The organism is Phreatobacter sp. (assembly GCF_052440005.1).
Taxonomy (GTDB): domain Bacteria; phylum Pseudomonadota; class Alphaproteobacteria; order Rhizobiales; family Phreatobacteraceae; genus Phreatobacter.
On the sequence record NZ_JBQVQL010000051.1, the window covers coordinates 22639 to 34221 of the forward strand.

Here is an 11583-nt window from a genome sequence, read left to right on the forward strand (position 1 = left end):
GACTCTCCCATGAAGACAATGATCATCGCAGCCGGCGTCGCGGCTACCATGGCGCTCGGCGCCGTCGCCATGGCCCAGCCCGGCCCGGGTGGCCCCGGCGGGCCGCGCGGCCCCAATGCCGAGTCCGGCCCCCGTGGCCCGGGCGGCGAGGGCCCCCGTGGTCCGGGTCGCATGATGCAGATGAGCCCCGAGGATCGCGCCGCCATGACGGATGCGCGCATCGCGGGCCTGAAGGCCATGCTGCGCCTCACCCCCGACCAGGAGCGGCACTGGCCGGCGCTGGAGACGGCGCTGCGCGAGGCGGCAACCCAGCGCAACCAGCGCATGACCGAGCGCATGCAGCGCTGGCGGGAGATGCGCGAGAACCGTGACGCGGCCCGCCCCGACCCGGTGCAGCGCCTGCGCACCATGGCCGACCGCATGGGCGAGAACGCCGCCACCATGCGCAAGCTCGCCGATGCCGCAGGGCCGCTCTACGCCTCCCTCGACGAGGCCCAGAAGCGCCGCGTCGACCGCGTGATGCAGCGCGGCGGCCGCATGATGATGGGCGGCGGCGGCCATGGTCGCATGGGCGGCGGTGGCGGCTGGGGCGGCCAGTGGGAAGGCCATCGCGGCGGACCCGGCCGCGGTCCCGGCGGCGAGGGCGGCCGTCTCTGACACGAGCCTCAACGGCCCCTCCCGGCAGGACACCTGCCTCGAACGACACCCGACGGGCCCGCTCACGCGGGCCCGTTCCGTTTCGGGACGCCGGCCGACGGATTTGGAAAGGGAGTGGAAACGCCGCGTTTACCCTGTTGGTAGAGAGTGAGGCCGTTGCAGTTCGGTCCGCGTGAGGGGTCGCCCGGCCATGATGCCTTTCGAGGGCCCAGAAGAGCCCGTGTCCCGGCGTGCCCGGCGTCTCGTCCTGATCATCGATGCGGATCCGGCTTTCCGGCGCCTCGCCGTGCAGGCCCTGTCGCAGGAGCTTGACTGCCGCGAGGCCGCTTCCATGGCGGACGGGCTCGACATCCTCGACAGGCGTGATCCCGACCTCGTCGTCGCCTGCCTCGACGGCGCCGCCGCGCCCGGGACGGAAGCGATCGATTCCTTGCGGTTCGCCGGCTACGAAGGGCCCATCCTCGCCACCAGCGCCCGCGTCTCCCTCGGCTCGGCCGTGGAGGCCATGCGGGCAGGCGCGAGCGACGTCGCCGGCAAGCCGCTGTCGGCCGCAGAGCTTGTCCGCCGCGCGGTCAAGCTGATGGAGGCCGAGCGCCCGGCCGCCCGGCCCGCCGCTCCCGGCCGCCGCGACACGGCCCATTTCGAGGGCTTCATCGGCACATCCGCGGCGATGAAGGACATTTACGAGCAGATCCGCCGCATCGGCCCGTCCCGCGCACCCGTCTTCGTCACCGGCGAGAGCGGCACCGGCAAGGAGGTTACCGCCCTGGCGGTCCACACGCTCTCCGGGCGGCCGGCGCAGCGCTTCGTCGCCCTCAATTGCGGGGCCATCCCGAAGGACCTGATGGAGAGCGAGATCTTCGGTCACGTGAAGGGCGCCTTCACGGGGGCGACCGAGGACCGGGCCGGCGCTGCAGAGCTCGCCGACGGTGGCACGCTCTTCCTCGACGAGATCTGCGAGATGGACCTCGCGCTGCAGACCAAGCTCCTGCGCTTCATCCAGACGGGGGAAATGCGGCGGGTCGGCGACACGCGCACACGCGCGGTGGACGTGCGCTTCGTCTGCGCGACGAATCGCGATCCGCTCGCAGACGTGGCGGCCGGGCGTTTCCGCGAGGACCTCTATTACCGGCTCTGCGTGCTGCCGATCCACCTGCCGCCACTGCGCCGGCGGGGCGACGACGTGCTGACCCTGGCGGAGGCCTTCCTCGCCCGCTTCTCGGCGGAGGAGGGCCGGCACTTCCGCGGCTTCGACTCCGCGGCGGCTGACATCGTGTCGCGCTATTCCTGGCCCGGCAACGTCCGGCAGCTGCAGAACGTCATCCGCCGCCTCGTCGTCATGCACGACGGCGATCGCGTCACCGCGCCGATGCTGCCGCTGGCCCTCGCCCATGGTTCGCAGCCCATGGCAGCCCCCCTCGCCGCGCCCACACCCGCCGCCGGATCGCCGCCGATGGTGGAGCCGTTCTGGGTGCAGGAACGGCGCATCATCGAGGACGCGCTGGCCGCCTTCGACGGCAACCTGTCGCGGGCAGCGGCGGCTCTCGAGATCAGCCCCTCGACCATCTACCGCAAGCGCGAGAGCTGGGCGCGCGAGGGTCTCTTCCAGGCGGGATGAGCGGCCGGGTAGGGTTGAACCTCCGGCCTCATCTGCCTAAACCGGGTCCATGACCCGGACACGCCCCGTTACAGCCGCGGCCCTGGCAGCGGTCGCCACCCTGATCCTGACGAGCAGCGCCGAGGCGCAACGCCGGCGGGAGCCGCAAGCCCCGCGGCAGCCGACCCGCGCCGAGATCATGCTCTATCACCGCTTTCCCGTCGGCACCCGCCTCGCCGTGGTCTCGATCAACGGACGGCGGCCGGTGGCAACCGACCGTCCCGCCTTTACCTTCACGCCCGGTCTGCGCATGACCGGCTTCGGCGGCTGCAATCCGGTCAATGCCGACTACCGGCGCACCGGGCCGAGCGACATCCGCTTCGGACCGCTCAACTTCATCGAGAAGAAGTGCGGCGGCGAGATCGACCGGCAGGAGCGCGCCATCTTCTGGGCGATCCAGGGCGCCAACCGCTGGCGGCCGCACGGCACGCGCGGCATGACCTTCACCGGCGTGCGCGGCACGGTGACCTTCGAACCGGCCTTCTGACGGCTGTTCAGGCGGCCAGCATCGGCCATAGCGAGGCGACCAGCAACAAGCCCATGGCGATGTTGAACCGGTGCATCCTCGCCGGATCGGCAAGGAAGCCGCGCAGGGTGACGCCGAAGGCCGCCCAGCATGATATGGCCGGCAGGTTCACCAACGCGAAGATCAGCACGACGAGCCCCACAGAGACGAGCGGCGCATGTGCGCTCGTGTGGACGGCCATGACGGTGAGCGCCACGACCCACGCCTTGGGATTGATCCACTGGAACGCGGCCGATTCCACGAAGGTGAGTGGCCTTGCCTGCTCGCCGGCATCCGCCGCCATGGAGCGCGCCAGGGCAATGCGCCAGGCGAGATAGATGAGATAGGCTGCCCCAGCCCATTTCAGCCCCCGCTCGACGAGGGGAAAGGTGGCGAGCACCGCGCCAAGACCGAGACCGGCTGCGAGCAGCAGGGTGCTGAAGCCGACGGTGATGCCGAGAATCTGCGGGACCGTTCGCCGGAAGCCGAAATTGGCGCCGGACGCCAGCAGCATGATGTTGCTGGGCCCGGGACTGATCGAGGTGACGAAGGCAACGGCGGGAATGGCGAGAAGGGTCGCGGTGGACATGGGACGTCACCCGGTGCGGAGGATGGGAGGCCCTTCTTGGACCGGTGCCGACGGTCTGTCCGGTCCGAATTCCGGACTCGTCAGGGGGCGGCCGGCGCGACGTCGGCGAAGAGATAGCGTTCGAACCATCCGGGAAAGGCGCCGGTCATCGCGCGGGGCCCGGAAAGGTCGAGACCACGCCGCCTTGCCACTGCGAAGGTGAAATCGCCCCGCCACCAGCCGGCGAGCGCGCCGAGCGGTCCGCCGACCACGACCAGTTCCGGAAAGCCGGGATTTTGACCGCAGGCGGCGATGTCACCGTCCTTCATCAGCAGGAAACGGACGGGCAGATCTCTCAGGGCGATCCGCACGACGAAGGGTTCGGCCGGCACCGCAGCGGACCGCACCCGGCGCTGCATGTCGAGGAGCAGGGAATCGAGATCGATCGCTTCGCGGTCGGCATGGCGGGGCAGCCAGCGCTGGCCCCAGGTGCCGAGAGCGGCGATGATGCCGACGAGCTCGCCGCCAGCCGCCGTCAGCTCGTATTCAGGCCCGGAAAGGCCCTCCAGGCGCCGGACTACACGCGCCTCGACGAGCGCCTGCAGCCGCTCGGACAGGATCGTGCGGGAGATCCGGGGAATGCCGCGCCGGATGTCGTTGAAGCGGCGCGCGCCGCACAGCAGCTCGCGGACCACAAGAAGGGTCCAGCGTCCGCCGAGAAGATCCTGCGTGCGCGCGACCGCACAGAACTGACCCTGTGCCACCATGCCGGTAGTCTAGCACGGAAGGCGCGACGAGACGGTCCGGAATCCGGACCGTCGGCACGTCACCCCTTGACCAGCGGCATCAGCGGCGCGTCGGCGGCGACGTGCAGGCCGGTCTCGTCCTTGACCAGGTGGACGCGCCGGTCGTGGAAGTTCACCAGCGTCGAGCGGTGGCCGATGGAGACGATGGTGGCATTCGGCAGCCGGTCGCAGAGCGCCTTGTAGAGGGCCGCCTCGCCGGTCTCGTCGATGGCGGCAGTCGCCTCGTCGAGGAAGAGCCAGTCGGGCTTGCACAGGAGCGCGCGGGCGAGGGCGAGACGCTGCTGCTCGCCGCCCGACAGGGTCTGGTGCCAGGCGGCCTCCTCGTCGAGACGGGTCGCCAGGGCGGGCAGGTTCATCGCCTCGAGCGCCGCGACGATCTCGGCGTCGGAATAGGCGCCGCGCTCGGCCGGGTAGGTGACCGCATCCCGCAGGCTCGCCACGGGGAAATAGGGCCGCTGCGGCAGCAGCATGATCTCGGCCCCGGAGGGCGAGACGATGGTGCCCGACCCGTGCGGCCAGATGCCGGCAATAGCGCGGAAGAGCGTCGACTTGCCAGAGCCCGAAGGCCCCGTGACGAGAACGCGATCGCCGGGCTTCACGGTGAGGTCGGGGGCAGAGACGAGCTGACGCCCGTCCGGCAGGGTCACCGAGACGTCGGCGAGCTTCAGGTGGTCGCCGTCGCGCTGGGTGACGATGGCCGCCGGGGGTGTCGTGCGGGCGCCCGCCGCCGAGCGCTCGAAGCCGGTGAGGCGGTCCACCACCGACTTGTAGTCGGCGAGGGAGGCATAGAGGTTGGTGAAGATCATCAGCGCCGATTCCACCCGGCCGAAGGCGCCGGCGGTCTGGGTCAGCGAGCCGAGCTGCACGGCGCCGGAGAAATAGGCCGGGGCCAGCAGGATGAAGGGGAAGATCACCGAGGCCTGGTTGACGAAGCTGGTGAACCAGGTGAGCCGCTTGGTGTATTTCATGTAGTCGAACCAGTTGGCGACCACGTTGGCGAAGCGGCGGGCGAGGCCCTGAGCCTCGGCTGACTCGCCCTTGAGCAGGGCGATCTGCTCGTCGTTTTCGCGCACCCGGACGAGGCTGTAGCGGAAGTCGGCCTCGTAGCGCTGGCGCAGGAAGTTGATGCCGATGAGCCTGCGGCCGATGAGATGGGCGCAGACCGTGCCGAAGACGGCGACGAACAGCGCCGCGTAGACGAGATAGCCGGGGATCGATTCGAGGTCGAAGCCGAGCACGTTGTACTTGAAGCTCGCCGACAGGCCCCAGAGGATCAGCACGAAGGCGTAGAGCGACAGGATCGCCGAGAAGAAGCGGATCATCAGGGCGAGCGTGTTCTCGGTGAACATGCGCACGTCCTCGGCGATGCGCTGGTCCGGGTTGTCGGCCTGGTTCCCCTGCAGACGCATGCGGTAATGGCCGCCCTCGTCGAGCCAGTGGCCAGTGAGCCTGCCGGTCATCCAGCGGCGCCAGCGCATCTGGGTCCACTGGGTCAGGTAGAGCTCGTAGACCGCGAGGATCACCCACAGGAAGGCGACGACGGTGAAATACTGGAGCTCGATCCAGAAGGTCGCCTCGGCGCGCTGCTGCAGCGCCGTGTAGAACCGGTTGTTCCACTGGTTGAGCAGGACGGTGGCGAGGACCTGCGCGATGTTGATGACGAGGAGGATGTAGAGCAGCGCGTGGGCGACCCAGCGCTCCTGCATGCGCAGGGTCAGGCCGAAGGGCAGCTGCACGATGCCCTCCTCGCGCGCCTCGAAGAAGGGGTCGGCGAGGCGGGTGATCTGGCGGATCGTGCCGACGAAGCTCAGCGCATAGACGGCGATGGCGAAAATGACCGACAGAAGAATGCTCGCCCGCGTCGGCAGGTAGGGCCCGAGCGCCCCTGGGATCCGCCCCGCCTCGTTCAGCAGCAGGATGCCCAGTGCGGTCAGGTGCCAGACGACGAGGAAACCGATGATGGCACGGATCAGCGTCGATGTGGGCCGCGACAGCCAGGCGACGGCGGCGGCGACGATCGTCAGGAGGAAGACATAGGGCGGCAGGTCGGTGAGACCCGCGATCCTCGCCGCGGCCAGCGCGAGGCCGACCGCACCTGCTGTGATGGCGATGGGTATCATGAGGGAACCCCGGGGATCGTCGTGAGGGAAAGGGCCGATGGGAGCATGGCGGGCGTCCGCCGCGGCGTTCCGGCGGGCGCGTGATGGATCACGCGGCCGGAGCCGGGTGAAGGGCGGGGTCAGGGCAGCGCATCGGAGGGCGACTGGGCGAGAGCCTTTCGCAATTCGTCCTCGGTGACGAGGCGCATGGCCTTCAGCACCTTGACCGCCTCGGTGCGGCGGCCGAGGCGCATGACGAGCACCACGGTTTCGGCGTCGCCGCATTCGGGATGCGAACAGGCGATCTCGCTGACCGTCACGCCGTCGTCCTCCGAGAGCTGAAGGATGTCGCGGACGAGGCCGGTGAGGCGACGGGAGGCGTCGGCCGTCTCCGGGTCCTGTCCTCGCCGGTTGAAGAAGAAACGTGCCATGGTCCCGCCTTGTCAGCGCGAGTTATGGCCGATCCGTGGCGAAGACGGAAGCGCCCCAAGCGCCCGCTCACGCGGCCGTGCACGGAGCGAACCGGGACGGGCTCAGAAGGCGCCGCCGAGCTTCACGCGCACCTGGTGGCGCTCGAAGTTCACGAGGTCGAGGCTGCCGGTGGCGCCGCCCGCGGCTCGGCCCCAGACCTGGGCGTTCCAGGCGAGGGAGACGAAGGTGTCCTTGAGGGGGCCGACGTCGCCGATCTTGTGGAAGAAGGTCGGGCCGACAAGGACGGCGTGGCCGCCCCACTGGTTGAGGAAGGCACCGCCATAGGCGGCGACATAGCGGACGTTGCCGCCGACGAAGGTCGAGGCGCCCTCCCCCACCCGCCAGGCGAGCGCGCCGCCGAGCTCCAGGCCGGAATCGTTGGCATAGCCGAGGGCCCCGCGCGGACGCTCGGTGCCCGGGCCGATGTTGAGGTTCACCGCGCCGTAGAGCCGGTCGCCGACCAGCGCCGCGTCGGCGGCCACCTTGAAGGTGGCGGCGAAGCGCTCGGCCGAGATGCCGAGGCCTTCGGAGAAACGGCCCCAGCGGAGTTCGAGACCGACAGTGAGGCCGGGATCGAAGGGCGCCGCGCCCCGCTCCTTCAGCTGGTATCGCACCTGGCCGGCGATGCCGTCGAAGGCGAAGCGGTTCTGGTTCGGATAGCCCGGCACGGTGTTGTTGCGGATGTCGTGGTAGGCCGCCCAGACCGCCAGCGAGACCTGCAGGCGCTGGACGGGCGTCCAGCCGGCCTCGAGCTTGGTATTAACGCCCGCATACCGGCCGTCGAACTTGCCGAAGCGGGCGGTGGTCTCGGAGGTCAGGCCGCGATCGCCGGGGCTGCCGACGCCGGTGCCGTCGAGGAAGCCGTAGGCGTCATCGGGTCCCGCGGCCTCGGCGGCCGGCGCTTCAGCCCGCGGGCGGCCGACGTCCGCGCCGAGAGCAGGCGTGACGAGAAGGAAGGCGGCGGCGGCCGCGGCGGCAGTGCGAGTCATGAATCAGCCCCAGATGTCCCACGCCGACTATGCCACCGACCCCTCGCCGGCAACAGTTTCGGGAATACCCCGGTAGGACCGGCGCACTGTGCGGTTTTTGCAAATCGTTCGCAACAGGAATTCGATCGGCCGTGAGACCGAATGCGTCAGCCCAGAGTGAACCCGGAGGCGGCGAGGTCGCGCGGAAAGGCGTCGCCGCCGAGATAGGCATATTCGTGCTCGCGGGGCCCGTGAACCGGGTCGACCCGCCGCAGCGCGTCGTCGACGTGGCCGGGGTGGACCATGACGAGGGCGCCGTCCGGCAGCTGCGAAAGAAACGTCGGGAAGATCGCGGCGAAGTCGGCGGCGCGGCGGAAATCATAGGCGCCGGAAAACGCCGGGTTGGTGGGCATGCCGTGGCGGGCGAGCAGGCGGCGCATGCCCCGCGACAGGCCGGAGATGATCCGACCCTTGATCCCCTGCCCGGCGCCGCCCGGCCCGCTGCACTGGCGGATCCAGGCACCGGGCGCATGGCGCTCGGCTGCCGCCACCACGATGTCGCGGATCCCCGGCAGGAGATGGGCGTGCTGGTGACCGTCGACGAAGGCCGGCGGCTTGCCGAAGGCGGCGATGAAGGCCTGCATCTGCGCCTCGACCTCGGCGGCGATCGCGGACCGGTCGAGCCGGCGCAGATGAGAGCGCATCAGAAGCGACCCAATGCCCTCGGCCAGGGCGAGGCGTGGCGCGGTGAGCGGCGTCAGGCCTCCGGTCAGCGTCACGTGGAGGCCGATCTGGAAGCCGGGCGGAGCGATGGACAGCAGGCGCTCCGCTTCCGCGGCGAGATCGGGCCCCGGGGCCATGACCGAGGTGGCGTTGAGGCGCCCGGCGGCGGCGAGGTCGCGGATGGCCCGCGAGACCCCCGGCGCCAGGGCATAGTCGTCGGCGCAGAGGATCAGGCGCTTCATCGGATCGGTCCGCGGCTCAGTCGCCCTGGGCGATCGGGCCGGTCGCGTCGGTGAGGGCGGGCTGGTCGGCGGCGCGCTTGAGGCTCTGCTCGGCCACGAGATAGACCGGCCGTCCCTTCAGCTCCGAGAGGATCTTGCCGATATATTCGCCGAGGACGCCGATCATCAGGAGCTGCACGCCGCCGATGAAGGTGACGGCGACGAAGACGGAGGGATAGCCCGGCACACCGCGGCCGTGGATGACCGTCTCGGCGACGATGTAGAGGCCGTAGCAGAAGGCCATGGCCGCGAGCAGGGCGCCGAGAAGACTGGCGATGCGCAGCGGCACGATGGAGAAGGACGTCAGGCCCTCGATGGAGAAGGCGAGAAGCCCCCAGAAGCTCCACTTGGCCTCACCCTGTTCGCGGGCGTCCGGCTCATAGGGGATGCCGATCTGGCGGAAGCCGACCCAGCTCGACAGGCCCTTGAAGAAGCGGCCGCGCTCGGGGAGGCGGCGCAGCGCCGCCGCGGCGCGCGGCGACAGCAGGCGGAAGTCGCCGGCATCGGCCGGGATCTTGTGGCGCACGCCGGCATTGACGAGGCCGTAGAACGCATTGACGAAGAGGGTGCGCAGGCGCGGCTCGTCGCGGCGATGCGCCTTGTAGGTGAAGACGACGTCGTAGCCGTCGTCGAGCCAGCGCGAGACGAGCGTCTCGGCGACCGCGGTGGGATGCTGGCCGTCGGCGTCCATGAAGATCACCGCGCCGAAGCGGGCATGGTCGAGGCCGGCGAGGAGAGCCGCCTCCTTGCCGAAATTGCGCGAGAAGCCGATCACCTGCACGTCGGCGCCGTCGGGCCTGAGGGTCTCGGCCACGGCGCGCGTGCCATCGCGGGAGCCGTCGTCGACGTAGAGGATCTCGACGGGCAGGCCGCGCTCCTCCTTCAGCTTGCGGGCGAAGGCCGTCAGCTTGGCGTGAGTGTGGGGAAGGGCTTCCGCCTCGTTGTAGGCCGGCACGACGATGGTGAGGCCGAAGGGGGGCAGTTCGCTGCCCGGAAAGGCAATGACGCGCCTGTCGCTGATGATCATGTGCCGACGGCCCGCAGCCGCTCCTGAAACCAGTGTGCATGATACCCGACTTCACGCTGCCGTGAAGCGAGACACAGATCATCACGGCCGCTCGGCTGTTTCATGGTTGAAAAGCGTGTAGAGGACGGCGCTGTGATGAACGATCGACAACAGCCGCCGCGCGCCGGCTTCGCCGCGACCCTCCTGCGCGAAGGCCGCAAGATGCTGTCCTTCGGCGTCATCGGTATCGGCAACGGTTTCGTCAACTACGCTGTGACCGTCGGCGTGACCCTGCTGGCGCTCACCCCGCTTGGTCTCGCCACGAGCGACCCGGCCCTCGGCCTCGCCAAGGCGCTGGGCTGGGCGGTGGCGGTGTCGAACTCCTACCTGCTCAACACGCTCTTCACCTTTGCCCACGAGAGCGGGCGGCGCCTCGACTGGCGGACCTATTTCCGCTTCGTCGCCTCCGGCACGCTCGGGCTCGCCATCGAGGTCACCAGCTTCCTCTTCGCGGTGCGCTATCTCCCCCTGTCGCTCGCCGCGATCGTGCCCATCGGACTCGCCTTTGTCGCCAATTTCGCGATGGCGCGTCTCTTCGTCTTCTCGCGGCCGGGCGGCCGGCACTGACCTGAAGGGGGTCTCCCATGGCCATGGACACACCGGCTCGCACCTTCCAGCCCTTCGGTTCGGATGCGGCCATCCTCGCCATCGTCGAGGCCTTCCGGACCCGCACCCTCCCCTTCGCGGACTGGTCGCACCAGGCGCATCTCGCCACCGGCCTCTGGCACGTCGCGACCTATGGCGAGACAGCCGCGCGGGACGTGCTCCGCGAGGGCATCAAGTCCTACAACGTGGCCGTCGGCCGGGTGAACGACGACATGCGCGGCTACCATGAGACGGTGACGATGTACTTCGTCTGGTCCGCGGCCCGCTTCCTGGAGGGCGATGCACCGGCCGACCTCGCGGGCCGGGTCAACGCCTATGTCGCGGGCCCCTTCGGCGCCAAGGACGGCATCTTCACCTTCTGGACGCGGGAGCGCCTCCTGTCGCCGCAAGCGCGGCTCGCCTGGGCCGAGCCCGACATCCGCCCCCTCGATCCGGCCGCGCTCCTCGCCTAGCCTTGAGCGAGCCGAAGTCCCGCAGGAGTGCTCTCACGATGACTGCCGCGCCGCCTCGTCCGATGCCCCGCCCGCGGAGCGACTTCACCTGGTTCTCGCCTATCCAGACGCGCTGGTCGGACAACGACCAGTACGGTCACGTCAACAACGTCGTCTACTATTCCTACTTCGACACGGTGGTGAACGCCTTCCTCATCGGAGAGGCGGGGCTGGTGCCGGTGACCGGGCCATGGATGGGGCTCGTCGTCGACACGCGCTGCTCCTATTTTGCGCCGGCGTCGTACCCCGAGCCGCTGGAGGCGGGGCTCGCCTTCGCAGAGGCCGGCCGGTCGAGCCAGCGCTATGAGATCGGCATCTTCGCGAAGGGGGGAGAGACGACGCTCGCCCACGGCCATTTTGTCCACGTCTATGTCGATGCCATCAACCGGCGGCCGATCCCGTTGCCGGAAAGCCTCATGGCGGCGATTCAACGCGCCCGCTGACCTCCCGCTGCGACAGCCTGCCTTATTTCAGCTATGGAACCGGGGCATCATCGCTGCTGACGAATTGATTCATGACAGATCGCATCGCCCCCCGGCTGGTTCTCGCCGCGCTTTTGAGCGCCACGGGCGCGTTCGTGCCCGAAGCCGCGCGGGCGCAGCAACCGGCCCCGCCCGCAGCCGAAGCGCCCGCCACTCCGGCTCCCCCCGCTCCGGCTGAGCCCGCCCCCGCCGCCCAGGCCCCC

The 11583-nt window shown here is 69.8% G+C and carries 13 protein-coding genes; 6 read left to right on the forward strand and 7 right to left on the reverse strand.

The annotated features are described in order from the left end of the window. Positions 1–9: 9 nt before the first annotated feature. The 3 genes from ACT6XY_RS13640 (at position 10) to ACT6XY_RS13650 (ending at position 2801) form a co-directional block, all read left to right on the forward strand. Positions 10–657: a Spy/CpxP family protein refolding chaperone gene (locus ACT6XY_RS13640; RefSeq protein ID WP_444748870.1), complete on the forward strand. Its 648-nt coding sequence runs from the start codon at positions 10–12 to the stop codon at positions 655–657. Between the two features lie 220 nt (positions 658–877). Then, on the forward strand, positions 878–2275 hold the full coding sequence (locus ACT6XY_RS13645) for a sigma-54-dependent transcriptional regulator (protein ID WP_444748871.1): 1398 nt from the start codon (positions 878–880) through the stop codon (positions 2273–2275). 49 nt (positions 2276–2324) lie between these two features. Then, positions 2325–2801 (forward strand): META domain-containing protein, encoded by a 477-nt coding sequence (locus ACT6XY_RS13650; RefSeq protein WP_444748872.1) that lies wholly within the window; start codon positions 2325–2327, stop codon positions 2799–2801. Between the two features lie 7 nt (positions 2802–2808). On the opposite strand, the gene ACT6XY_RS13655 is transcribed toward ACT6XY_RS13650, so the two are convergent. The 7 genes from ACT6XY_RS13655 to ACT6XY_RS13685 form a co-directional block, all read right to left on the reverse strand. Continuing rightward, the gene (locus ACT6XY_RS13655) at positions 2809–3408 is read right to left on the reverse strand and encodes a LysE family translocator (RefSeq protein WP_444748873.1); all 600 of its coding nucleotides are present in this window, start codon (positions 3406–3408) and stop codon (positions 2809–2811) included. An 80-nt stretch (positions 3409–3488) separates the two neighbouring features. After that, a complete protein-coding gene (locus ACT6XY_RS13660; RefSeq protein ID WP_444748874.1) occupies positions 3489–4154 on the reverse strand; it encodes a winged helix-turn-helix transcriptional regulator in 666 nt (221 codons plus the stop codon). A 59-nt stretch (positions 4155–4213) separates the two neighbouring features. Next, a complete protein-coding gene (locus tag ACT6XY_RS13665; RefSeq protein ID WP_444748875.1) occupies positions 4214–6313 on the reverse strand; it encodes an ABC transporter ATP-binding protein/permease in 2100 nt (699 codons plus the stop codon). 119 nt (positions 6314–6432) lie between these two features. Continuing rightward, positions 6433–6723 carry a hypothetical protein gene (locus ACT6XY_RS13670; protein ID WP_444748876.1) on the reverse strand — a complete coding sequence of 97 codons (291 nt, stop codon included), beginning with the start codon at positions 6721–6723 and terminating at the stop codon, positions 6433–6435. A 102-nt stretch (positions 6724–6825) separates the two neighbouring features. Further along, positions 6826–7752, reverse strand: a complete 927-nt coding sequence (locus ACT6XY_RS13675; RefSeq protein ID WP_444748877.1) for a hypothetical protein — start codon at positions 7750–7752, stop codon at positions 6826–6828. Between the two features lie 146 nt (positions 7753–7898). Further along, a complete protein-coding gene (locus ACT6XY_RS13680; RefSeq protein ID WP_444748878.1) occupies positions 7899–8696 on the reverse strand; it encodes a ChbG/HpnK family deacetylase in 798 nt (265 codons plus the stop codon). A 16-nt stretch (positions 8697–8712) separates the two neighbouring features. Further along, positions 8713–9762, reverse strand: coding sequence for a glycosyltransferase family 2 protein (locus tag ACT6XY_RS13685; protein ID WP_444748879.1), 1050 nt, complete (start codon positions 9760–9762; stop codon positions 8713–8715). A gap of 135 nt (positions 9763–9897) precedes the next feature. Between ACT6XY_RS13685 and ACT6XY_RS13690 the strand changes: the two genes are divergently transcribed. The 3 genes from ACT6XY_RS13690 (at position 9898) to ACT6XY_RS13700 (ending at position 11341) form a co-directional block, all read left to right on the forward strand. Beyond that, positions 9898–10368, forward strand: a complete 471-nt coding sequence (locus ACT6XY_RS13690; RefSeq protein WP_444748880.1) for a GtrA family protein — start codon at positions 9898–9900, stop codon at positions 10366–10368. 17 nt (positions 10369–10385) lie between these two features. After that, positions 10386–10859, forward strand: coding sequence for a hypothetical protein (locus ACT6XY_RS13695; protein WP_444748881.1), 474 nt, complete (start codon positions 10386–10388; stop codon positions 10857–10859). A 62-nt stretch (positions 10860–10921) separates the two neighbouring features. After that, complete coding sequence (locus ACT6XY_RS13700; RefSeq protein ID WP_444748882.1) at positions 10922–11341, forward strand: acyl-CoA thioesterase; 420 nt, start codon at positions 10922–10924, stop codon at positions 11339–11341. Positions 11342–11583: the final 242 nt, after the last annotated feature.

What these genes read in the sequence shown, in the direction of transcription:
- ACT6XY_RS13640 (WP_444748870.1), top strand. Translation starts at nt 10, where the DNA reads ATGAAGACAATGATCATCGCAGCCGGCGTCGCGGCTACCATGGCGCTC.
- ACT6XY_RS13660 (WP_444748874.1), bottom strand. Translation starts at nt 4,154, where the DNA reads ATGGTGGCACAGGGTCAGTTCTGTGCGGTCGCGCGCACGCAGGATCTT.
- ACT6XY_RS13690 (WP_444748880.1), top strand. Translation starts at nt 9,898, where the DNA reads ATGAACGATCGACAACAGCCGCCGCGCGCCGGCTTCGCCGCGACCCTC.
- ACT6XY_RS13655 (WP_444748873.1), bottom strand. Translation starts at nt 3,408, where the DNA reads ATGTCCACCGCGACCCTTCTCGCCATTCCCGCCGTTGCCTTCGTCACC.
- ACT6XY_RS13680 (WP_444748878.1), bottom strand. Translation starts at nt 8,696, where the DNA reads ATGAAGCGCCTGATCCTCTGCGCCGACGACTATGCCCTGGCGCCGGGG.
- ACT6XY_RS13650 (WP_444748872.1), top strand. Translation starts at nt 2,325, where the DNA reads ATGACCCGGACACGCCCCGTTACAGCCGCGGCCCTGGCAGCGGTCGCC.
- ACT6XY_RS13665 (WP_444748875.1), bottom strand. Translation starts at nt 6,313, where the DNA reads ATGATACCCATCGCCATCACAGCAGGTGCGGTCGGCCTCGCGCTGGCC.
- ACT6XY_RS13685 (WP_444748879.1), bottom strand. Translation starts at nt 9,762, where the DNA reads ATGATCATCAGCGACAGGCGCGTCATTGCCTTTCCGGGCAGCGAACTG.
- ACT6XY_RS13675 (WP_444748877.1), bottom strand. Translation starts at nt 7,752, where the DNA reads ATGACTCGCACTGCCGCCGCGGCCGCCGCCGCCTTCCTTCTCGTCACG.
- ACT6XY_RS13700 (WP_444748882.1), top strand. Translation starts at nt 10,922, where the DNA reads ATGCCCCGCCCGCGGAGCGACTTCACCTGGTTCTCGCCTATCCAGACG.
- ACT6XY_RS13695 (WP_444748881.1), top strand. Translation starts at nt 10,386, where the DNA reads ATGGCCATGGACACACCGGCTCGCACCTTCCAGCCCTTCGGTTCGGAT.
- ACT6XY_RS13670 (WP_444748876.1), bottom strand. Translation starts at nt 6,723, where the DNA reads ATGGCACGTTTCTTCTTCAACCGGCGAGGACAGGACCCGGAGACGGCC.